This is a genomic window from Kitasatospora sp. NPDC018619 (assembly GCF_044391605.1).
Lineage (GTDB): Bacteria > Actinomycetota > Actinomycetes > Streptomycetales > Streptomycetaceae > Kitasatospora.
Genome location: NZ_JBISAI010000019.1, coordinates 103,602 through 124,749, shown reverse-complemented (window position 1 = coordinate 124,749; position 21,148 = coordinate 103,602). Strand labels below are relative to the sequence as shown.

At 74.7% G+C, this 21,148-nt stretch carries 17 protein-coding genes; 8 read left to right on the top strand and 9 right to left on the bottom strand.

The window, feature by feature from the left end; all coding sequences use genetic code 11:
* The first annotated feature begins 227 nt into the window (after nucleotides 1–227).
* Together ACH5AR_RS27050 and ACH5AR_RS27045 are read left to right on the top strand one after the other, a co-directional pair.
* A complete protein-coding gene (locus tag ACH5AR_RS27050; RefSeq protein ID WP_396304106.1) occupies nucleotides 228–635 on the top strand; it encodes a YciI family protein in 408 nt (135 codons plus the stop codon).
* A gap of 8 nt (nucleotides 636–643) precedes the next feature.
* Nucleotides 644–1,801, top strand: coding sequence for an RNA polymerase sigma factor (locus tag ACH5AR_RS27045; protein WP_396304112.1), 1,158 nt, complete (start codon nucleotides 644–646; stop codon nucleotides 1,799–1,801).
* A gap of 28 nt (nucleotides 1,802–1,829) precedes the next feature.
* On the opposite strand, the gene ACH5AR_RS27040 is transcribed toward ACH5AR_RS27045, so the two are convergent.
* The 5 genes from ACH5AR_RS27040 to ACH5AR_RS27020 form a co-directional block, all read right to left on the bottom strand.
* Nucleotides 1,830–3,140: a DUF58 domain-containing protein gene (locus tag ACH5AR_RS27040; RefSeq protein WP_396304105.1), complete on the bottom strand. Its 1,311-nt coding sequence runs from the start codon at nucleotides 3,138–3,140 to the stop codon at nucleotides 1,830–1,832.
* 114 nt (nucleotides 3,141–3,254) lie between these two features.
* A complete protein-coding gene (locus tag ACH5AR_RS27035; RefSeq protein WP_396304104.1) occupies nucleotides 3,255–4,265 on the bottom strand; it encodes an AAA family ATPase in 1,011 nt (336 codons plus the stop codon).
* Nucleotides 4,262–5,488: a DUF4350 domain-containing protein gene (locus tag ACH5AR_RS27030; protein ID WP_396304103.1), complete on the bottom strand. Its 1,227-nt coding sequence runs from the start codon at nucleotides 5,486–5,488 to the stop codon at nucleotides 4,262–4,264. The genes ACH5AR_RS27035 and ACH5AR_RS27030 overlap by 4 nt, the downstream gene beginning before the upstream one ends.
* Entirely contained in the window at nucleotides 5,485–6,192 is a 708-nt protein-coding gene (locus ACH5AR_RS27025) for a DUF4129 domain-containing protein (RefSeq protein WP_396304102.1), read from the bottom strand. The genes ACH5AR_RS27030 and ACH5AR_RS27025 overlap by 4 nt, the downstream gene beginning before the upstream one ends.
* A gap of 5 nt (nucleotides 6,193–6,197) precedes the next feature.
* Nucleotides 6,198–7,391, bottom strand: coding sequence for a hypothetical protein (locus tag ACH5AR_RS27020; RefSeq protein WP_396304101.1), 1,194 nt, complete (start codon nucleotides 7,389–7,391; stop codon nucleotides 6,198–6,200).
* A gap of 296 nt (nucleotides 7,392–7,687) precedes the next feature.
* Here ACH5AR_RS27020 and mtrA point away from each other — a divergent pair, with 296 nt between their 5' ends.
* The 3 genes from mtrA (at nucleotide 7,688) to ACH5AR_RS27005 (ending at nucleotide 12,336) form a co-directional block, all read left to right on the top strand.
* Entirely contained in the window at nucleotides 7,688–8,365 is a 678-nt protein-coding gene (gene mtrA / locus ACH5AR_RS27015; protein ID WP_030247322.1) for an MtrAB system response regulator MtrA, read from the top strand.
* Nucleotides 8,366–8,489: 124 nt separating this feature from the next.
* Nucleotides 8,490–10,472: an MtrAB system histidine kinase MtrB gene (gene mtrB, locus ACH5AR_RS27010; protein ID WP_396304100.1), complete on the top strand. Its 1,983-nt coding sequence runs from the start codon at nucleotides 8,490–8,492 to the stop codon at nucleotides 10,470–10,472.
* A complete protein-coding gene (locus tag ACH5AR_RS27005) occupies nucleotides 10,447–12,336 on the top strand; it encodes an LpqB family beta-propeller domain-containing protein (RefSeq protein ID WP_396304099.1) in 1,890 nt (629 codons plus the stop codon). The genes mtrB and ACH5AR_RS27005 overlap by 26 nt, the downstream gene beginning before the upstream one ends.
* A 65-nt stretch (nucleotides 12,337–12,401) precedes the next feature.
* On the opposite strand, the gene ACH5AR_RS27000 is transcribed toward ACH5AR_RS27005, so the two are convergent.
* On the bottom strand, nucleotides 12,402–13,151 hold the full coding sequence (locus ACH5AR_RS27000) for a ComF family protein (RefSeq protein ID WP_396304098.1): 750 nt from the start codon (nucleotides 13,149–13,151) through the stop codon (nucleotides 12,402–12,404).
* Nucleotides 13,152–13,519: 368 nt separating this feature from the next.
* On the opposite strand from ACH5AR_RS27000, the gene hpf reads away from it, so the two are divergent.
* Together hpf and ACH5AR_RS26990 are read left to right on the top strand one after the other, a co-directional pair.
* Complete coding sequence (hpf, locus tag ACH5AR_RS26995; protein WP_396304097.1) at nucleotides 13,520–14,215, top strand: ribosome hibernation-promoting factor, HPF/YfiA family; 696 nt, start codon at nucleotides 13,520–13,522, stop codon at nucleotides 14,213–14,215.
* A gap of 246 nt (nucleotides 14,216–14,461) precedes the next feature.
* Nucleotides 14,462–15,214 carry a response regulator gene (locus tag ACH5AR_RS26990; RefSeq protein WP_396304096.1) on the top strand — a complete coding sequence of 251 codons (753 nt, stop codon included), beginning with the start codon at nucleotides 14,462–14,464 and terminating at the stop codon, nucleotides 15,212–15,214.
* 120 nt (nucleotides 15,215–15,334) lie between these two features.
* Here the strand turns inward: ACH5AR_RS26990 and ACH5AR_RS26985 are convergent, their stop codons facing one another.
* A complete protein-coding gene (locus tag ACH5AR_RS26985; protein WP_396304095.1) occupies nucleotides 15,335–16,549 on the bottom strand; it encodes a winged helix-turn-helix domain-containing protein in 1,215 nt (404 codons plus the stop codon).
* A 92-nt stretch (nucleotides 16,550–16,641) separates the two neighbouring features.
* A complete protein-coding gene (locus ACH5AR_RS26980; RefSeq protein ID WP_396304094.1) occupies nucleotides 16,642–17,235 on the bottom strand; it encodes a GNAT family N-acetyltransferase in 594 nt (197 codons plus the stop codon).
* Nucleotides 17,236–17,488: 253 nt separating this feature from the next.
* On the opposite strand from ACH5AR_RS26980, the gene secA reads away from it, so the two are divergent.
* A complete protein-coding gene (secA, locus tag ACH5AR_RS26975) occupies nucleotides 17,489–20,251 on the top strand; it encodes a preprotein translocase subunit SecA (RefSeq protein WP_396304093.1) in 2,763 nt (920 codons plus the stop codon).
* A gap of 101 nt (nucleotides 20,252–20,352) precedes the next feature.
* Here the strand turns inward: secA and ACH5AR_RS26970 are convergent, their stop codons facing one another.
* The gene (locus tag ACH5AR_RS26970) at nucleotides 20,353–20,805 is read right to left on the bottom strand and encodes an Rv3235 family protein (protein WP_396304092.1); all 453 of its coding nucleotides are present in this window, start codon (nucleotides 20,803–20,805) and stop codon (nucleotides 20,353–20,355) included.
* Between the last annotated feature and the right edge of the window lie 343 nt (nucleotides 20,806–21,148).

The window sequence follows — 21,148 nt, the reverse complement described above, 5'->3', positions numbered from 1 at the left end:
TGCAGGGGGGACCCTGTGGGAGAGTAGGACGCCGCCGAACAATTCTTCAGAAGAGCCCCTGATCCCTTCGGATCAGGGGCTCTTCGCATTTCCGGGCCGGCCTCGCGCCCCCGACGGCCGGAAAGAGTCTTGGTCGGTCGTGTCGAGAACCGGGGACCGGCACCGTCCCCGGGGTGAACGCGGCGACAATGAGGTCGCACCGGTTCCGAGGATCCGAGGAGAAGACGATGGCCAAGTACCTGCTGCTGAAGCACTACCGGGGTGCCCCGGAGCCGGTCAACTGCGTGCCGATGGACCAGTGGACGCCGGAGGAGGTCACGGCGCACATCACGTTCATGCACGACCTCGCGGCCGAGCTGGAGAAGACCGGCGAGTTCGTCGACGGCCAGGCGGTCGCGCCCGAGGGGACGTGGGTGCGGTACGACGGCGAGGGCCGTCCGCCGGTCACCGACGGTCCGTTCGCCGAGACCAAGGACCTGATCGCCGGCTGGATGCTGATCGACGTCGACAGCTACGAGCGGGCCGTCGAGGTGGCCGGGCAGCTGTCGGCGGCTCCGGGCGCGGGCGGCAAGCCGATCCACGAGTGGCTTGAGCTGCGGCCGCTCCTGGTCGAGATGCCGACCGTCACCGAGTGAGCTCTCCGATGGACGAGGCCCTGCTGCGGAGCCTCATCCCCGGCGTGATCGGTGTCCTCGTCCGCCGCGGAGCAGGCTTCGCGGCGGCCGAGGACGCCGTCCAGGAGGCGCTGGTCGAGGCGGTGCGGCTCTGGCCGGCCGAGCAGCCGCGCGATGCCAAGGGCTGGCTGGTCACCGTGGCCTGGCGCAAGTTCCTGGACGCGACCCGGTCGGAGGCCGCCCGGCGGCGTCGGGAGGACCTGGTCGACCAGGAGCCGGAGCCGGGTCCCGCGGCGGCCGTGGACGACACGCTCCAGCTCTACTTCCTGTGCGCCCACCCGTCGTTGACACCGTCGTCGGCGGTGGCGCTGACCCTGCGCGCGGTGGGCGGGCTGACCACCCGCCAGATCGCCCGGGCCTACCTGGTGCCCGAGGCGACCATGGCGCAGCGCATCAGCCGGGCCAAGCGGACCGTCGCGGCCGTCAGGCTCGACCAGCCGGGGGACGTCGCCACCGTGCTGCGGGTCCTGTACCTGGTCTTCAACGAGGGCTACTCCGGCGATCTCGACCTCGCGGCCGAGGCGATCCGGCTCACCCGGCAGCTCGCGGCGGTGATCGACCACCCCGAGGTGGCGGGGCTGCTGGCGCTGATGCTGCTGCACCACGCCCGGCGGGCCGGCCGGACCACGCCCGACGGCGCGCTGGTGCCGCTGGCCGAGCAGGACCGCGGCCGGTGGGACACCGGGCTGATCGCCGAGGGCGTGGGGATCCTCCAGGCGGCCCTGGCCCGGGACCGGTTGGGCGAGTTCCAGGCCCAGGCGGCCATCGCCGCGCTGCACGCCGACGCGCCCACCGCGGGTGAGACGGACTGGGTCCAGATCGTCGAGTGGTACGACGAGCTGGTCCGGCTGACCGCCAGCCCGGTGGCGCGGCTCAACCGCGCGGTGGCGGTCGGCGAGGCGGACGGCCCGCGCGCCGGGCTGGCGGCGCTCGCCGAGCTGGACGACGGGCTGCCCAGGTACGCGGCGGTGGCGGCGTACCTCCACGAGCGCGACGGGGACCTGGCGGTGGCGGCCCGGCTGTACGCGGAGGCGGCGCACCAGGCGCCCAGCCTGCCCGAGCGGGACCATCTGACCCGTCAGGCGGCGCGGCTCAACGCCGTGCTGAGGGAGCGCCGGGGGCCCTGATCCCGGCCGGGCGCCGTGGCCTCGGGCGTCAGAGCCGCCCGGCGGCCTTCAGGGCCAGGTAGGTGTCGGCCAGGACCGGGGCGATCCGGGCCGGCGGGGCGTCCAGGACGGTGACGCCGTGGCGGGTGAGGTGCTCGGCGGTGGCCCGGCGGTCGGCCCGGGTCTGCTCCGCGGCCGCGGCTCCGTACACGGCCTCCAGGGTGCCGCGCCCGGCCGCGAGGACGTCCAGCTGCGGGTCGGCGACCGAGGCGAGGACGACCTCGTGGCGCTTGGTGAGCATCGGCAGCAGCGGCCGCAGGCCGTCCTCGACCGGGGCCGCGTCGAGGCCGGTGAGCAGCACGATCAGCGAGCGGTGCGGCGCCATCTTGAGCGCGGTGGCGACCAGCGAGCGCATGTCGGTCTCGTGCAGCGCGGGCTCCAGCGCGGCCATCGCGTTGGTGAAGGCGGGCAGCACCTCGTGGGCGGAGCTGCCGGCCACGGCGACGCGCTTGCGGGAGTCGTGGGCGAGCAGGTCGACCCGGTCGCCGGCCCGGGTGGCGAGGGCGGTGAGCAGCAGGGCGGCGTCGAGGGCGGCGTCCAGGCGCGGGGCGTCGCCGACCCGGCCGGCCGAGGTGCGGCCGGTGTCGAGGACGACGAGGATGTGCCGGTCGCGTTCGGGGCGCCAGGTGCGGACGGCGACGGTGTTGCGGCGGGCGCTGGCGCGCCAGTCGATGGAGCGGACGTCGTCGCCGGGCAGGTACTCGCGCAGGGAGTCGAACTCGGTGCCCTGGCCGCGGGTCAGCACCGAGGTGCGGCCGTCGAGCTCGCGCAGCCGGGCGAGCCGGGAGGGCAGGTGCTTGCGGCTGGCGAACGGGGGCAGCGCGCGGACCGTCCAGGGGACGAGGTGCGAGCCCTGGCGGCCGGCCAGGCCCAGCGGGCCGAGGGAGCGGACCGTCACCCGGTGGGCGTGGTGGTCGCCGCGGCGGGTGGGGGTGAGCACGGTGGTGATCCGGCGCCGTTCGCCGCCGGGGAGGGCGAGGGCGTGCCGGGAGGCCGTCCCGGCGGTGCCGGGGCGCCAGGCGGACGGGGCCCAGGCGTCGCGGACCAGGCCCCGCAGCGGTCGGCCGGAGGGGTTGGTGACGGTGAGTTCGACCGTGGCGGGCTCGCCGAGCCGGACGGTGGTGTCGCCGCCCCGCCCGAACCGCAGGGTGCGGACCGGGGCGGCGAGCACCAGGTCCACCGCGACGGCGGCCAGTACCGCGCCGGTCACCAGGCCGATCCCGGTCCAGGACGGCAGCAGCAGGCCCACGACGAGCGCGCCGAGTGCGGCGAGCAGGGCGGTTCGCCCGGTGAGGGCCATGCGGTGCGCTCCTTCGGAAGCCCGTGCGCCGGCGGTCCGTGGGCCGGAGGGCCGGTACGGGGCCGGTACGGGCGGTGCGGTGGGGTACGGGTCGGTGCCGGTGGGTGGCCGGGGTCAGCGCGGGGCGGGCGTCTGGGTGAGGACGGCCTGGATGACGGAGTCGGCGGTGACGCCCTCCATCTCGGCCTCGGCCCGCAGCGCGATCCGGTGCCGCAGGGTGGGCAGGGCGAGCGCCTTGACGTCGTCCGGGGTGACGTAGTCGCGGCCGGCCAGCCAGGCCCACGCGCGGGAGGCGGCGAGCAGGGCGGTGGCGCCGCGCGGGGAGACGCCGATGGACAGCGACGGGGACTGCCGGGTGGCCCGGCAGAGGTCGACGATGTAGGCGAGGACCTCGGGGGAGACGGTCAGCTTGGCGATCTGCTCACGGGCGGCGGCCAGGTGCTCGGGCCCGGCGACCGGGCGGACGCCGGCCGCGGCGAGGTCGCGCGGGTCGAAGCCGGCGGCGTGCCGGGAGAGCACCTGGAACTCCTGGTCGCGGTCGGGCAGCGGCAGGACCAGCTTGAGCAGGAAGCGGTCCAGCTGGGCCTCGGGCAGGGGGTAGGTGCCCTCGTACTCGACCGGGTTCTGGGTCGCGGCGACCAGGAACGGGACGGGCAGCGCGCGCGGTACGCCGTCCACCGTGACCTGGCGCTCCTCCATGGCCTCCAGCAGGGCGGCCTGGGTCTTCGGCGGGGTGCGGTTGATCTCGTCGGCGAGCAGCAGGTTGGTGAAGACCGGGCCGGGCTGGAAGGAGAACTCGGCGGTGCGGGCGTCGTAGACGAGCGAGCCGGTGACGTCTCCGGGCATCAGGTCGGGGGTGAACTGGATGCGCTTGGTCTCCAGGCTGAGCGCGGTGGACAGGGTGCGCACCAGCAGGGTCTTGGCGACGCCGGGGACGCCCTCCAGCAGCACGTGGCCGCCGCAGAGCAGGGCGACGACGAGCCCGGTGACGGCGGCGTCCTGGCCGACCACGGCCTTGCCGATCTCGGCGCGCAGCGCGGTCAGTGCGGCGCGCGGGTCGGTGGCGGGGGTAGCGGGTGCCGTGCCGGGGACGGAGCGGAGCTGGGCGGTTGCCTGGTCGGTCACGGGTTCCGTACCTGCCTTTCGAGGGCGTCGAGGTCGTCGGCGAGCCGCAGCAGCGCGGCGTCGTCGGTGGGGGGCGGGCCGTACAGCAGGGCCCGGACGTCCCCGGCGGGCCGGTCGGGCAGCCGGTCGGCCACGGCGACGCAGAGCGCGTCGGGGTCGGGTGCGCCGGCCCGGAGCGGGATGCCGAGGGCGGGCGCGAGGCGGTGGACGGTGGCGCCGCGCAGCGCTTCGGCGGCGCGGCCGCGGGCCCTGGCGCGCCGGTACAGCCGGGCGCGGCCCTCGGTGGTCTCGGCGGCGCGGACCACCACGGGCAGGTTCTCGCTGACGACCGGGCCGAGCCGGCGTCCGCGCCAGAGGGCGGCGAGCACGGCGGCGACGGCGAGCTGGTAGCCGGCCCAGTGCCAGCCGCTCGGCAGGAAGTCGCCGAAGGACCGGGTGCGGGCGTCCTCGGGGAGCGGGGCGGAGTAGTCCGGCAGGTGCCAGGTGAGGTGCGGCTGCGAGCCGAGCAGGCCGAGCGCGAGGGAGGCGTTGCCGTCCTTGGCGAGCTCGCCGTTGTGCAGGAAGGCGCCGCTGCCGAGCACGACGACCTCGCGGTCGCCGTCGCCGGCCGGGAGGACGACCAGCGGGTAGCCGTGGCCGCGGGAGTAGCAGCCCTGGCCGCGGCTGCCGCTGGTGTAGAGCATGCCGCCCTGCTGGGCGCTGCCGGCCCGGGCGGCCTCGGTGAGCGGGCAGTCCGGCGCGGTGGAGCGGACGGGGGCGTACGGCAGGCCGCCCGCGTCGTCGGACTGCCGGATGCCGGGGGCGAGCGCGGTGAGCGCCGTCGGGCCGGGCACGACCAGGACGAGCCGCCGGTGCCGGGCGGCGGCGACGGCCCGCAGCTGGGCGGGGCTGAGCAGGTCGGGCTCGGGCAGCACGAGGGTGTCCGGGCCGGCCGGGGCGGCGGTCGGGTCGGTGGTGAACTCGGCCTTGAGGCCCTGGCGTTCGAGCAGGGCGACGACGGCGTGGCTGCCGTCGCGGTCGTACGAGCGCGGGTCCAGCGGCGGGTAGCGGCGGTCCTGGCCGAGGGCGGAGACGGCGGCTGCGCCGATCAGCAGGGCGGCGAGGACGGCCAGGTACCAGCGGGCCCGGCGCCACAGGCCGCGCCCGCTCGGGGCGAGGCTGGTCGGCGCGGCGGTGGGCGCTCCGGCGGCCGTAGCCGCGGGGGAGGGGACGGGACTGGTCATGCCGCTCCTCCCGGGGCCGGGGCGGTCGGGGCCGGGGCGGGGCCGTCGGCGTCGGGGGCGAGGGCCGGACGGGTGCGCTCCAGCGTCCGGTCGAGTTCGTGCAGCAGCCGGTACGCGTCCTGGCCGGCGGTGCGCTCGCCGTACGCGATGTCGTCGAAGGTGCGGGCGGCCGCGGCCAGTGCGGCGGCGTGCCCGGGCAGCGCCCGGCCGGCCTCGGCGGCGGCCTCGTCGGCGGTGCGGCCGGGGCGGGTGTCGAGCAGGGTGCGCTCCTCCAGGGCGCGCACCAGGGCGCGCATCTGCTCGCGGACGGCTTCCGTCCAGCGGCCGGCGGCGGCGTGGGCGGCGGCGTCCGCCCGGTACTGGTCGGCGCTGCGCGGGCCGTCGGCGCCGTACACGTCCTGGACGGTGCGGGCGGCCCGGCGGGGCGCGCCGAGGCGCCACCAGAGCGCGCCGCCGATCAGCACCGCGACGACCAGGAAGAGGATCAGCCCGGTGGTGCCGGTGGTGCCGCTGCCGGAGATGCTGTCGAGCGCGCCGGCGAGGTGGTCGTAGATCCAGTCGGTGATGCGCTGCAGCACGGACGGGTCGTGCTTGTGGTACTCCGCGTCGAGCAGCTCGTCGCGGGCGGCGTCGCGCGCCGGGTCGCGCGGCACGGTGACCGGTGCGCCGCCCGCGGCGAGGAGCCGTTCCCCCCAGTTGGCCATCCGGCTCAGCGCCCCGCAGGGGTCGGGTCGCCGGGAGCGCCCCGGCCGGCGCCGGCGGCGCCGTGCCCGGGCAGCCCGGCCGCGCGGGCGAGCTCGATGTCCAGGGCCTCGCGGCGGATCCGCTGGTCGATGTAGACCAGCACGCCGACGGCGGCCAGGAACGGGGTGGTGAAGGTGCCGGCGATGATCCCGGCGACCGCCAGCAGGACCACCAGGGCGACGCCCTGGTCGGCGGTGTCCGGCAGGCCCTGGGCGTCGAGGTTCTCCAGGCCCAGCGCCAGGCCGACGAACTGGAACGGGACCATGACGACCATCGCGACGACGAGCGCCAGCACGTGGCCCAGCAGGGTGATGCCGAAGACCCGCCACCAGGCGCCGCCGACCAGGCGCCGCGAGCGCGAGAGGGCGGTCAGCACGCCCTGCTTCTCCAGCATCAGGGCGGGGGCGGAGAGGCTGAAGCGGATCCACAGCCAGACGGCGGCCGGCACGCTCAGCAGGCCGACCAGGGTGAGCAGGCCGGAGACGCCGACGGAGCCCGCGCCGGCCAGCGCGTAGCCGATCAGCGGGAGGAAGCCGAGCAGGACCACGCCGGGGCCGAGCAGGACGGTGAGCAGCGTCAGCCCGAGCAGCTGGAGCAGCCGGGGGCGGGCGTCGCGCCAGGCCTCCCCGGCGCTGGCCGAGCGGCCGAGCACGGCGCGGCTGACCACGATGGTGAGCAGCGCGGTGGCGAAGACGTTGAGCAGCAGTTCCAGCGGCAGCCCGGCCACCAGACGCAGGGTCTGGGTGGCCTCGCCGGTCTTGCCCTTGACCAGCAGGTTGACCACCACGGTGCCGGCCTGGGCGAGGACGGCGAACCCGAGCGAGAGCGCGAGCACGGTGCGCCAGTGCCGGCGGACGGTGGTGACGGCGCCGTCCAGCAGTTCGCCGAAGCTCAGCGGGCGCAGCGGGATGACGCCCGGCTTGGGGCTCGCCGGGGCGCCCCAGCCGTACGGGCGGTGGCCGCCGGAGGGCTGCCGGCCCCACTGCGGGCCCTGCGGGGTGCTGCTGCGGGGGGCGTCGGACGGGCCGGTCCAGCCGGGGGCGCCCTGGGGTGGTGCCGACGGCCCGGGCACGGCGGCGGGAGCGTCGGCCGGGGGCCTGGCACCGTCGCGGGGCGGCTCGGACGAGCTGGGCGGGGCCCAGCCCGGGGTGTCGGTCATCACTGCTCCTCGGAGGGCGGACGGGGGCGACGGCGAACGGATCTTCCGCCCGCGCGCAGCGCCCATCGTGCCATGGGGCCGGAAACCGCCCCCATGCGATCCGGTTGCTGATCGGCAACGGTGCTCCACGGCGGGCCGGGTGGTGGTCCGCGGCGGGGGTGGAGGGGGCCCGGAGGCGCGCCCGGCGGGAGCATTCGCCCGGTATGGCCGGAATGCACCGGTGGGGGAGTTGGCCGTTCTGGAGTATGGGCACTGCTGTGCGGCAGGTCACAATCCGGTAATGAGAAGATGGACGCATGAAGGGACGCGTCCTCGTCGTTGATGACGACTCCGCACTGGCCGAGATGCTCGGCATCGTGCTGCGTGGTGAGGGTTTTGAGCCGTTTTTCGTCGCGGATGGGGACAGGGCGCTAGCCGCGTTCCGGGAGACGAAGCCCGACCTGGTCCTGCTCGACCTGATGCTGCCCGGCCGGGACGGCATCGACGTCTGCCGGCAGATCCGGGCGGAGTCCGGCATCCCGATCGTCATGCTGACCGCGAAGACCGACACGGTCGACGTCGTGGTGGGCCTGGAGTCGGGTGCCGACGACTACGTCACCAAGCCGTTCAAGCCCAAGGAGCTGGTGGCCCGGGTGCGCGCCCGGCTGCGCCGCGCCGAGGAGCCCACGCCCGAGCAGCTGACCATCGGCGACCTGGTGATCGACGTGGCCGGCCACTCGGTGAAGCGGGACGGCCGGGGCATCCCGCTGACCCCGCTGGAGTTCGACCTGCTGGTCGCGCTGGCCCGCAAGCCCTGGCAGGTGTTCACCCGCGAGGTGCTGCTGGAGCAGGTCTGGGGCTACCGCCACGCGGCGGACACCCGTCTGGTCAACGTCCATGTGCAGCGCCTGCGTTCCAAGATCGAGAAGGATCCGGAGCGCCCCGAGATCGTGGTGACCGTCCGCGGCGTCGGCTACAAGGCCGGACCCAGCTGACGTGACGGACCGGGCAGAGGACACCCCGTCGGATAGCGCGGCCGACGGGGCCGGCGCCGTGCGCGGCGACGTGCTGAGTTCGACCACCCGCCGCCGGCGAGGCCCTTCCGCCGCGGTGGGGCTGGTGAAGCGTCAGCTGCGCAAGCCGGTGCACCGGGTGGCCGCGCTGTACCGCCGGTCGATCCAGGTGCGCGTGGTCGCGGTGTCCCTGCTGGCGTCCATCGTGGTCGTCGTGGTGCTGGGCGTGGTCGTGGTGGCGCAGGTGCGCAACGGTCTGCTCGGCACCAAGACGGACGCCGCCCGCGCGCAGGCCCGGATCGGCTTCCAGGTCGAGCAGAAGAAGATCGACGAGGCCCGGGACCAGAAGCTCCGGGGCACCGCCGACCCGGCCGTGGACGAGCCCGGCACCTGGCTGCTGCGGCAGGTCAACGACCTGGCCGGGAGCGGGCAGACGGTCTACTCGGTGATCGCGATGGCCCCCGGCACCGGCCCGGTCGTCCCCGACGCGGCCGGCTTCGCGCCGCGCTACTCGGGCGACATCCAGCCGATCAGCATCCCGGACTCCCTGCGGGCCAAGCTGGCCGCCGAGCCCAACCAGATGTTCGACCAGCCGACCCGGATCCACCACTCGTCCGAGAGCAGCACCCGGTCCGAGCCAGGGCTGGCCCTCGGCATGCAGTTCACCGGCCCGGCCGGGACGCCGTACCAGCTGTACTACGTGTTCTCCTTCGGCCAGGAGACGGACACCCTCAACCTGGTCACCGGCACCCTGGCGACCGCCGGGGTGTTCGTGGTGATCCTGATGGGCGGCATCGCCTGGGTCGTGGTGCGCCAGGTGGTCACCCCGGTCCGGATGGCCGCCGGGATCTCCGAGCGGCTCGCCGACGGGCACCTGGAAGAGCGGATGAAGGTCACCGGCACGGACGACATCGCCCGCCTCGGGGAGTCCTTCAACCGGATGGCGAACGCCCTCCAGGCGCAGATCCGCCAGCTGGAGGAGCTGTCCCGGGTGCAGCGGCGGTTCGTCTCGGACGTCTCGCACGAGCTGCGCACCCCGCTGACCACGGTCCGGATGGCCGCCGACCTCATCTACGACAGCCGCGAGGACCTGGACCCGATGGCGGCCCGTTCGGCGGAGCTGCTCCAGGGCCAGCTGGACCGCTTCGAGTCGCTGCTCGCCGACCTGCTGGAGATCAGCCGCTTCGACGCCGGCGCCGCGATCCTGGACGCCGAGCCGGTCGACCTGCGCGAGATCGTCGCCCGGGTGGTGGAGGCCGCCGAGCCGCTCGCCGAGGCCAAGGGCAGCGCCGTGGTGATCCGCGGCGACGGCGAGCCGGTGCTGGCCGAGGTGGACTCCCGCCGGATCGAGCGGATCCTGCGCAACCTGGTGGTCAACGCGCTGGAGCACGGCGAGGGCCGGGACGTGGTGGTCCGGCTGGGCTCCGCGGACGGCGCCGTCGCGGTCGGCGTGCGCGACTACGGCATCGGCCTCAAGCCGGGCGAGGCGTCCCGGGTGTTCCACCGCTTCTGGCGGGCCGACCCGTCCCGGGTGCGGACCACCGGCGGCACCGGCCTCGGCCTGTCCATCGCGGTCGAGGACGCCCACCTGCACGGCGGCTGGCTCCAGGCCTGGGGCGAGCCCGGCGGCGGCTCGCACTTCCGGCTCACCCTGCCGCGCACCCGCGGCGGGGAGATCAGCCGGGCGCCGTTCCGGCTGGAGCCCGAGGACTCCCGCAACAACCGGGGCCTGGGCGCCCAGGGCACGCCGTACCGGCGGGCGATCAGCCCGGCCGGCTCGACGGCGGCCTCCGCGGTCGAGGAGCACACCGAGACGCCGGAGGCCGGGGGCAACGGCCTGGGCAGCGGGCTGGGCGGGGTGCTGAACATCGGGCCCGGGCTGGGCCGGCGCCGGCTGCCGGAGGGGCCCCGCTCGGACCCCTCGGACGTGTGGACGGCCGGCGGGTACGGGGCCACCGGTGCCCAGGTGATGGTGGACCCGACGCCGGGACGGCCGTCGGTGGCACAGCGGACGGCGGAGCCGGACGCGACGGGTGGGACGACGGACGCGGAGGGGTCGCAGCGTGCGAAGGACGAGCTACAGGACTGAGCCGCGGCTCCTCGCGGTGGTCGGCGGACTGCTCGGCGCCCTGGTGGCGAGCGGCTGCGCGGCCATGCCGGAATCCGGCGGCATCACCAGGGTGGAGCTGTCCCAGGGCCCGGCGGACAAGAACCTCCAGGCCCGGGTCTACCCGGTGCCGCCCGCGCGGGGGGCCAAGCCGCGCGAGCTGCTGAACGGGTTCCTGGACGCGGTGACGGCCGACGAGGGGTACGACACCGCGCGCAAGTACCTCACCGAGAGCGCCGCCGCGGAGTGGAAGCCCGAGGAGCGGATCCAGGTGCTCGCGTACACGAGCATTCCGCCGGCCCAGGACGTCACCGAGACGGACACCACGGCGTCGTTGCAGGTGACCGGGCAGGTGGTGGCCGAGGTCGACGGCAAGCACTCGTACCGGCTGGTCGCCGGGCAGAACAACAACCCCTCCGAGTTCGCCTTCGTCCGCAAGGACGGCGAGTGGCGGATCGACCGGCTGCCGTCCGGCGTGATCATGAACGAGGCCAACTTCCGGAACAGCTTCCGGCAGGTCGAGCGGTTCTTCTACACCGCGCCCGACACCTCGGCGGTGGCCTCCGGGAACACCGGCCAGGAGGTGCTGGTCGCCGACCCGATCTACCTGCGGCGCCGGGTGGACCCGATGGCCTCGGCGGCCCAGGCGGTGGCCGACGGGCCCTCGACGTGGCTCTCGCCGGTGGTCCGCACGGCGTTCCCGGCCGGTGCCAAGGTCGGGCCGGTGACCATCGACGACGGCCGGACCGTCCACGTGCAGCTCGCCGGGGCGGACCTCGGCGAGCCGATGACCTGCCGGCGGATGGCGACCCAGCTCTTCTACACCCTCGCGGACCAGGGCAAGGGCCAGTTCTCCCGGCTGGAGCTGAAGGGGCCGCGCGGCTCCTGCACCGCAGGCCGCGACGACGTGCCGGCCACCGGGCCCGGCGCCCTGGCCGGGCCGACCCCCGCGACCCAGTACTACCAGCGGGCCGACGGCGCCCTGGTGGCCACCGACGAGACCCACACCTGGGAGCCGGTCCGCGGCGTCCTCGGCAAACCGCAGTCGAACACCAAGCCGCCGCTCGGCGCCCTGGCGGTCAGCCGCAGCGGCTCCCAGGCCGCCGCGATCAGCGAGGACGGCCACCAGGTCTGGTCGCTGCCGCTGGCGGACAGCACGGTGGCGATGGGCGAGCCGGTGCTCAGCTCGCCGGCCAAGGGCGGCGACAAGGAGGACGGCTTCGCCTCGCCGACCTGGGACGGCCGCGGCGACCTCTGGGTGGTGGACCGCAACAAGCAGGCCCCGCGGGTGGTGATGGTGCGCGGCGCGAAGTCGTACACCGTGCCCGTCGACGACATCCCCGGGCAGACCGTGCAGGCGCTGAAGATCTCCTCGGACGGCGCCCGGGTGGCCCTGGTGGCCCGGACCCAGGGCTCGGCCGTCCGCTCGCTGTGGTTCGGGCTGGTGGTGCACGGCGGCACCCCGCAGGCGCCGACCGTGAAGATCACCAACCTGCGCCGGGCCGCCCCGACGCTCACCGACATCGCCTCGGTGTCCTGGGCGGAGGCCGACCAGCTGCTCGTGCTCGGCAAGGAGGCCGACCGCACCCAGCAGCTGTACTTCATCAGCACCGACGGCTCGCAGAGCACGGACACCCAGCTGCAGAGCGCCGAGAGCATGGTGACCGTCGCCGCCTCGGAGTCCCGGGGGGACAGCCTGACCCAGGCGCCGCCGGTGCTCGCGATGGGCGAGGTCAAGCAGGCGGACGGCAAGCCGAGCGAGCTCAAGGCCTTCCGCCTGGTCAGCAACCAGTGGCGGGAGACCTCGCTGATCGACAAGCCCCGGTCCTTCTTCTACGCGGGCTGACGGGGCGTCCGGCCGGGCGCGGTGGCCCTGGCGGCCGCGGCGGCCGACGGGCAGCGGTGGCGCGGTCAGCCGGCTGCCGGGTGCGCGGTGGCCGCGACGGTGGCACCCGCCCGGGCCGGCAGGCCGGCGTCGGCCAGGGCCCGGGCGGCCTCGGCCAGGCTGGCGCCGGTGGTCACCAGGTCGTCCACCAGCACCGGGTGACGGCCCGCCAGGGTTCCCGCTCCGGCCGGCCCCGTGCGCCCGGTCCGGGCGCACGGCAGCACGGTGAGCGCGCGGTGCAGGTTGCGGCGCCGCTCCGCCGCGTTCAGCCCCGCCTGGTCGGCGACCGGTCGGGCGTGCCGCAGCAGCGGTGCGGCCCGGACGTCCAGGCCGGCCCGGCGCAGCGAGCGGGCGGCCGCCCCGGCCAGCCGCAGCGTCGGGTCGTGTCCGCGGGCGCGGACGGCCGAGCGCGCCGAGGGCATCGGGACCAGCAGCAGCGGCGCGGCTCCGGCCCGCGCCCCCAGGGCGGAGCGCACCGCCCGGCCGAGCGCCTCGCCGAGCGGGCCGGCCAGCCGCAGCGCGCCCCGTTCCTTGTGGGCGAGCAGCAGCTGCCGGACCGGCCCGGCGTACGGCGCGGCGGCGTGCGTCCAGGGCAGCGGGGTGGGGGCCGGCCGGGCGAGGGCCAGCGCCCGCCGGCAGGCCGGGCAGAGCTGGCTGCCCTCGCTGCCGCAGCCCGCGCAGTCGGCGGGCAGCAGGACGTCCAGCAGGCCGGCCAGCGCCTGGCCGAACGGCCCCGGGGCGGACGGCGGGCGGGCGGGGGAGGGGAACGGCGGCACGGCTGCTCCTGGCGGCGGCAGGCACGGAGAGTCAGCACAGGATCGGCCGTACGGGGGGCGTTGTCCAGGTATTTACCCTTACTTCACCCAGGAGGGGGTAGACAGGGTGGACTGGCTTGACCGTCCGGCCGCAGTATCGGGTCATACCCTCCCTGTCGCCTGGGGAGGCGAAAATCCCGTGTGAGGTGTTCGATAAGGCCCAGGGGGTTTCAAACGTCCCTGGTGGGGAGGAAGTGAGGTGAGGGCCAGTCGTTTCCGCCGCTGGCGGCGGGGACGGGGGGCCGGCAGTGGACGGGCTGGTCCAGCTGGGTCTCAGCCCGGTCCGGTAGCACCCGGACCGGCGTCAGCACGAGGGATCGGAGTTCTGCGTGGACATCGTCGTCAAGGGCCGCAAGACCGAGGTGCCCAAGAGGTTCCGCGAGCACGTGGCCGAGAAGCTGGAGAAGGTCCAGAAGTTCGACGCCAAGGCCATCAGCCTCGACGTCGAGGTGTCCAAGGAGCACAACCCGCGGCAGGCCGACCGCTCCGATCGGGTGGAGATCACTCTCCGCAGCCGCGGCCCCGTGATCCGGGCCGAAGCCGCCGCGGGGGATCCGTACGCGGCGCTCGACCTGGCCTCGGCGAAGCTCGACGCGCAGCTGCGCAAGTCCGCGGACCGGCGTCGGGTGCACAAGGGCGGCGCCAACGGCCGCACCCCGATCAGCGTCGCCGAGGCGACCGCGGCCCTGGCCGCGCTCCCGGAGGCGCAGGCGCCGGAGGGCGCGGCGAACGGAGCCGTCCGCAAGACCAAGATGGGATCCCTGGAGGTGGAGGGCGAAGGCCCGCTGGTGGTCCGGGAGAAGACGCACCCGGCCGCCCCCATGGCGCTGGACCAGGCGCTCTACGAGATGGAGCTGGTCGGCCACGACTTCTACCTCTTCGTGGAGAAGGACAGCGGCCTGCCGAGCGTGGTCTACCGCCGGCACGGTTACCACTACGGCGTCATCCACCTGCAGACCGACCAGTCGGCCGGGCCGGCCGGCGGGGCCGGCGGCGCCATCGGCGGGGCCGACGACGAGGACTGACCGACCGAACAGCGATGCAGGGGTGACCCCGGCGGCCGCGGCCGCCGGGGTCACCGGCGTCAGGGGCAGGGGTCGCCGGGCCGGGGCAGGGGGCCACCGGCGTTGCGGGGCAGGGGGTTTCGAACGGCGTCGCCTCCCGGGGGGAGGGGTCACCCGATGCGGGGGAATCGGCATCGGAGGGTGACCGTGGCGGTGGCGGGGCGTGGAATGATTGGCGCACGACGACCCGCGAAGGGGGAGGAGCGGATGGGGGATCACTTCGGGCTGGGGCCCGGGGCCGGGCCAGGGCTGCCGGTGGGGGCCGAGGAGGAGCCCGCGTACGAGCCGCACCGGGGTGAGCCGATCCGCGTGCTGGTGGTGGACGACCACGCGCTGTTCCGCCGCGGGCTGGAGATCGTCCTCGCGGAGGAGCCGGACATCAAGGTCGTCGGCGAGGCGGGGGACGGCGCCGAGGCGGTGCTCAAGGCCGCCGACCTGCTGCCCGACATCATCCTCATGGACGTCCGGATGCCGCGCCGCAGCGGGATCGAGGCCTGTACGGCGATCAAGGACGTGGCGCCCAGCACCAAGATCATTATGTTGACGATAAGCGACGAGGAGGCCGACCTCTACGAGGCGATCAAGGCGGGGGCCACCGGCTACCTGCTCAAGGAGATCTCCACCGACGAGGTCGCCACCGCGATCCGCGCGGTCGCCGACGGGCAGTCGCAGATCAGCCCCTCGATGGCGTCCAAGCTGCTCACCGAGTTCAAGTCGATGATCCAGCGCCGTTCCGACGACCGGGACCTCGTCCCCGCGCCCCGGCTCACCGACCGGGAGCTGGAGGTGCTCAAGCTGGTGGCGACCGGGATGAACAACCGGGAGATCGCGAAGGAGCTGTTCATCAGCGAGAACACCGTGAAGAACCACGTGCGCAACATCCTGGAGAAGCTCCAGCTGCACTCCAGGATGGAGGCCGTGGTCTACGCGATGCGGGAGAAGATCCTCGAAATAGGGTGAGCGGGGCGGGACTTGGGGCCCGCCCCGGCCGGTCCCGCCCGTCCGCGCCCACCGGCCCCGGCCGCGCCCACCGGCCCCGCCGACGCGGCCGGGGCCCGCACCCCCGCGCGGGGCCCGCCGTCAGCCGGCCGCCAGCAGCCCCTCCAGGGCCGGGCGCAGCCGCTCGTCGTGCAGCACCCCGACCCGCACCTCCTCGCAGCCCACCCAGGCGGCCGCCTCGCGCAGCGCCGTCGCCAGTGCCTCCAGGTGCCGGGCGTCGCGGCCCGGGCCGCCGTCCAGGGAGACCTGGCGGGCGACCAGGGTGCGCCCCTCGCGGGCCGGGTCGACCCGGCCGACCAGTCGGCCGCCGGCCAGCAGCGGCATCGCGAAGTAGCCGTGCACCCGCTTGTGCCTGGGCGTGTAGGCCTCCAGGCGGTGGGCCACGCCGAAGATCCGCTCGGTGCGGGCGCGGTCCCAGACCAGCGAGTCGAACGGCGAGAGCAGCGTGGTGCGGTGGCGTCCGCGCGGGGCGGTGGCGAGGGCGGCCGGGTCGGCCCAGGCCGGGGCGGGGGAGCCGTCCGGGCCCCAGCCGGCCACCTCGACCGGGACGAGCCCGCAGTCGTCGAGCACCGGGTCCAGCTGTTCGGCACGCAGCCGGTGGTAGTCCAGCAGGTCGGCCCGGGTGGCGACGCCGAGCGCGGCGCCGGCCTGGGCGGCCAGGGTGCGCACGCACTGCGCGTCGGTGAGGTCCTGGTTCAACAGGGCGTCCGGGACGGCCTGTTCGGCCAGCGCGTAGACCCGCTTCCAGCTGCGGCGCTCGGTGCAGACCACGTCGCCGAAGGCGAGCGCCTGCTCGACCGCGATCTTGGTGTCGGACCAGTCCCACCACTCGGCCGTCCGCTTGGCGCCGCCCAGCTCGGTGGAGGTCAACGGCCCCTCGGCGCGCAGCCTGTCGAGGACCGCGCGGTAGGCCTCGGGCGTGACCTCGTGGCCGCCCCAGAGCCGGCCGCGCTCGCGGTAGCGGCGGCGCCGGAAGGCGAACAGCGGCCACTCCTCGACCGGCAGGACGCAGGCCGCGTGCGACCAGTACTCGAAGCTCGTGCCGCCGCCCCAGTAGGCCGCCTCGACGGCCGGGCGGCCGACCGCGCCGAGCCGGGCGTACGGCACCAGCTCGTGCGAGCGGGCGAGCACCGAGATGGTGTCCAGCTGGACGGCTCCCAGGTGCCGCAGCACTCCCCGCACCCCGCCGCGGCGGTCCGGTGCGCCCAGCAGGCCCTGGGCGCGCAGGGCGATTCGGCGGGCGTCGTCCGCGCTGAGGACGGCGACGGGGGCGGGACGGGCGGCAGCGGCGGTCATGCCGGGGAGCGTAGCCCCGGGCACCGACAGGGCGGACCCGGGGCGGGGTGCGGCCCCGGGGCACGGGCGGACGGGCCGGGCCGGCCCGCTGGTCAGGCCAGGTCGGCGGGCAGCAGGGAGGCGATCCAGGAGTCGTGGAAGGTGCCGCGCTGCTCGGCGTACGAGCGCAGGGTGCCCTCGAAGCGGTAGCCGACCTTCTCGGCGACCGCGCGCGAGCCCTCGTTGCCGACGTAGGCCAGCCACTCCAGGCGGCGCAGCCCGAGCTCGCGCAGGCCGTGGCGGGAGACGGCGCGGGCGGCCTCGGTGGTGTAGCCGCGGCCGCGGAACTCCTTCACGGCCCACCAGCCGATCTCGGCGCAGCCGCGGTCCGCGGCGCGCAGGACCAGCCCCTGGCAGCCGACCAGGGCCCCGGACCCACGCTCGAACACGCCCCAGACCAGGTTCGCCCCCGTCCGCCGGCCCTCGGCGGCGAGGTCGCGCACGAAGAACTCGGCGTCCTCGCGGCGGTAGGGCGACGGGACGACCGTCCAGCGCTGGATCTCCGGGTCCTGGCAGGCCGCGAAGACCGCGTCGATGTCGGATTCCCGGGGGGAGCGCAGGACCAGCCGCTCGGTGGTGAGGGTGGGCAGTTCGGCGGGCGGCTCGGCGGGCGGCGCCGTCGGGAGTCCGGTGGGGAGTTCGTCCATGAACGGATTATTCCGCCGGTGGAGGAAGCGGGCATCCGATTATCCGGCCGCCCGCGCACCCAACTCGACGGCCCGCCGACCGTTTTGTCCCGGTGGACGGTGCTATCGGGCCATGTGCCCGCCCGGGTGACACGGGAATACCGTGCTGACGCACCTCCCGGGGGGTTGGACTCCTCGCATACGATGGCCCGTGCGGTGGGGTGGACCCGCCGTGCAGTCGTCCAGTGCCAATACAGGCAAGGAGCCCGCTCACGTGTCCGTCTTCGACAAGATCCTGCGCGCCGGCGAGGGCAAGATCCTTCGCAAGCTGCAGCGGATTGCCGCCCAGGTCAACTCCATCGAAGAGGACTTCGTCAACCTCACCGACGCCGAGCTGCGCGCACTGACCGACGAGTACAAGCAGCGGCTCGCGGACGGCGAGACCCTGGACGACATCCTCCCCGAGGCGTTCGCCACCGTCCGCGAGGCGGCCAAGCGCGTGCTCGGCCAGCGGCACTACGACGTCCAGCTGATGGGCGGCGCGGCCCTGCACCACGGGTACGTCGCCGAGATGCGCACCGGTGAGGGCAAGACCCTCGTCGGCACCCTGCCCGCGTACCTGAACGCGCTGACCGGCAAGGGCGTCCACCTGATCACCGTCAACGACTACCTCGCCGAGCGCGACTCGGAGTGGATGGGCCGGGTGCACCGCTTCCTCGGCCTCGAAGTCGGCGTGATCCTCGCCAACATGACGCCCGCCGAGCGCAAGCGCCAGTACGGGATGGACATCACGTACGGCACGAACAACGAGTTCGGCTTCGACTACCTGCGCGACAACATGGCCTGGTCGCAGGACGAACTCGTCCAGCGCGGCCACAACTTCGCGGTCGTCGACGAGGTCGACTCGATCCTCATCGACGAGGCCCGCACCCCGCTGATCATCTCCGGCCCGGCCGACCAGGCGACCAAGTGGTACGCCGACTTCGCCAAGCTGGTGCTGCGCCTGAAGATCGACCGCGACTACGAGGTCGACGAGAAGAAGCGCACCGTCGGCATCCTGGAGGAGGGCGTCACCCGGGTCGAGGACTACCTGGGCATCGACAACCTCTACGAGTCGGTGAACACCCCGCTGGTCGGCTTCCTGAACAACGCCATCAAGGCGAAGGAGCTGTACAAGCGGGACAAGGACTACGTCGTGATGAACGGCGAGGTCATGATCGTCGACGAGCACACCGGCCGCATCCTGGCCGGCCGCCGCTACAACGAGGGCATGCACCAGGCGATCGAGGCCAAGGAGGGGGTGGAGGTCCAGAACGAGAACCAGACCCTGGCCACCATCACCCTGCAGAACTTCTTCCGCCTGTACGACAAGCTCGCGGGCATGACCGGTACCGGCACCACCGAGGCCGCCGAGTTCCACCAGATCTACAAGCTCGGCGTGGTGCCGATCCCGACCAACAAGACGCCGCTGCGCATCGACCAGCCCGACCTGATCTACAAGTCGGAGCCGGCCAAGTTCGCCGCCGTCGTCGAGGACATCGCCGAGAAGCACGAGAAGGGCCAGCCGGTGCTGGTCGGCACCGTGTCCGTCGAGAAGTCCGAGTACCTGTCGCAGGAGCTGCGCAAGCGCGGCATCCCGCACGAGGTGCTGAACGCCAAGCACCACGAGCGCGAGGCGCAGATCGTCGCGCAGGCCGGTCGCAAGGGCGCCGTCACCGTCGCCACCAACATGGCCGGCCGCGGCACCGACATCATGCTCGGCGGCAACGCCGACCACCTGGCCGCCGCCGAGCTGGCGCAGCGCGGGCTGACCCCGACGGACACCCCGGAGGAGTACGAGGCCGCCTTCCCGGCCGCGCTGGAGAAGGCCAAGGCCTCGGTGAAGGCCGAGCAGGAGGAGGTCAAGGCGGCCGGCGGCCTCTACGTCCTCGGCACCGAGCGGCACGAGTCCCGCCGGATCGACAACCAGCTGCGCGGCCGCTCCGGCCGTCAGGGCGACCCGGGCGAGTCCCGCTTCTACCTGTCGCTGGGCGACGACCTGATGCGCCTGTTCAAGGCCGGCATGGTCGAGCGCGTGCTCTCGATGGCCAACGTGCCCGAGGACGTGCCGATCGAGTCCAAGATGGTCACCCGCGCCATCGCCTCCGCGCAGACCCAGGTCGAGCAGCAGAACTTCGAGATCCGCAAGAACGTCCTCAAGTACGACGAGGTCCTCAACCGCCAGCGCGAGGTCATCTACGGCGAGCGCCGCCGGGTGCTGGAGGGCGAGGACCTCCAGGAGCAGGTCGGCCACTTCATGGACGACACCGTCGAGGCGTACGTCCGGGCCGCCACCGGCGAGGGCTTCGAGGACGACTGGGACCTCGACAAGCTCTGGACGGCGCTCAAGCAGCTCTACCCGATCACCCTGGACCTGGAGGAGCTGGAGGAGGAGGCCGGCGGCCAGGCCGGGCTGACCCCCGAGTTCCTGATCAAGTCCATCCAGGAGGACATCCAGGCGCAGTACGGCGCGCGCGAGGACCAGCTGGGCGCGGAGATCATGCGCGAGCTGGAGCGCCGGGTCGTGCTGTCGGTGCTGGACCGCCGCTGGCGCGAGCACCTCTACGAGATGGACTACCTCCAGGAGGGCATCGGCCTGCGGGCCATGGCGCAGCGCGACCCGCTGGTCGAGTACCAGCGCGAGGGCTTCGACATGTTCACCGCGATGATGGAGGGCATCAAGGAGGAGTCCGTCGGCTACCTGTTCAACCTGGAGGTCCAGGTCGAGCAGCAGGTCGAGGAGGTCCCCGTCGAGGACGCCCAGGTGGTGCTCGACAAGCTGGAGAAGGACGCCGCCCGCCCGGAGATCAAGGCCAAGGGCCTGGAGGCCCCGAAGCCGCAGCGGCTGCACTACACGGCCCCCTCGGACGAGGTCGGCGGCGGTGTCATCGAGGGCGACTTCGACGACCTCGCGCCGGAGGACGAGGGCGACGGGATGACCCGCGCCGAGCGCCGCAAGGCCGCCAGGTCGGCCAAGGGCCGCCGGCGCAAGGGCTGATCCGACCGCCTGGCACCGCCCAGGACGCCCCGCAGGGCGCCGTTCCCGGACCGGGACGGCGCCCTGTGCCGTCCCGTACCGCCGCGGGCGCGCCAGGGCGTTCACCGGGCCTCCACGGCGGTGCACTGCCACTGCCCGGCCGGGCCGCGCTGCTCCAGCCGGAAGGCCACCACGTGGTGGCGCCGGCCGAAGTCGACCCGCACGCAGGCCTCGACCGCGTCCGGCGAGGGCGAGCGGTCGTGCACCGGGCCGAGCCGGGGGCGGTCGGCGGGGCCGCCGCGGCGCAGCGCGCCGGCCCGGACCAGCGAGGCGAGCTGCCCGTAGCCGTCCAGGCTGGTGTGCCGCGCCAGCTGGCCGGACGGCCGGGCGCCGGTGAGCACCTCGACCAGTCGGTGGGCGAAGCGGGCGGCCAGGGCGCCGGAGTCCGCCGCGGGCCCGCCGGTGCAGGCGGCGCGCGGGTGGCGCGGCCGGCGGCCCGCGGGGTCGCAGCCGCCGGTGCCGGGCGGGCGGCGGTACGGGCGGGCGGTGCGGTGGGCGTGGGGGCGGACGGTCACGGCGGCGGCTCCTCGACTGGGTGGTGCGGGTACGGACGGGATCAGGCTGGGGCCGGTGCGCGCGGGGCGGCAACGGGTTTGCGCGGCGGTCGGGACGGGCTGTGGAATTCACCTATCCGAGGGAACGGGCCGTGACGGCGACGGGCGTGCCGGGCCGCTTCCCGGCGCCCGGTTGACGTGCGGGGACGGGCCGTACGGCTCGAAAGGGGACGCTCCGGCTGGGCGGACCGGGTGGCGGGGAGCGGGCGCCGCGTTGCGCCCCGTAGGCCCGGCGCGCACCATCGGAGCCTGACCGGGAGCGGAGCCCGACCGGGAGCGGACGGCCGGCTCCCACGACGAGGGG

Coding starts and splice junctions, on each gene's coding strand:
- ACH5AR_RS27045 (WP_396304112.1), top strand. CDS start 644: ATGGACGAGGCCCTGCTGCGGAGCCTCATCCCCGGCGTGATCGGTGTC.
- ACH5AR_RS26990 (WP_396304096.1), top strand. CDS start 14,462: ATGGGGGATCACTTCGGGCTGGGGCCCGGGGCCGGGCCAGGGCTGCCG.
- ACH5AR_RS27020 (WP_396304101.1), bottom strand. CDS start 7,391: ATGACCGACACCCCGGGCTGGGCCCCGCCCAGCTCGTCCGAGCCGCCC.
- mtrA (WP_030247322.1), top strand. CDS start 7,688: ATGAAGGGACGCGTCCTCGTCGTTGATGACGACTCCGCACTGGCCGAG.
- ACH5AR_RS27030 (WP_396304103.1), bottom strand. CDS start 5,488: ATGACCAGTCCCGTCCCCTCCCCCGCGGCTACGGCCGCCGGAGCGCCC.
- ACH5AR_RS26985 (WP_396304095.1), bottom strand. CDS start 16,549: ATGACCGCCGCTGCCGCCCGTCCCGCCCCCGTCGCCGTCCTCAGCGCG.
- ACH5AR_RS27040 (WP_396304105.1), bottom strand. CDS start 3,140: ATGGCCCTCACCGGGCGAACCGCCCTGCTCGCCGCACTCGGCGCGCTC.
- ACH5AR_RS26980 (WP_396304094.1), bottom strand. CDS start 17,235: ATGGACGAACTCCCCACCGGACTCCCGACGGCGCCGCCCGCCGAGCCG.
- ACH5AR_RS27025 (WP_396304102.1), bottom strand. CDS start 6,192: ATGGCCAACTGGGGGGAACGGCTCCTCGCCGCGGGCGGCGCACCGGTC.
- ACH5AR_RS27050 (WP_396304106.1), top strand. CDS start 228: ATGGCCAAGTACCTGCTGCTGAAGCACTACCGGGGTGCCCCGGAGCCG.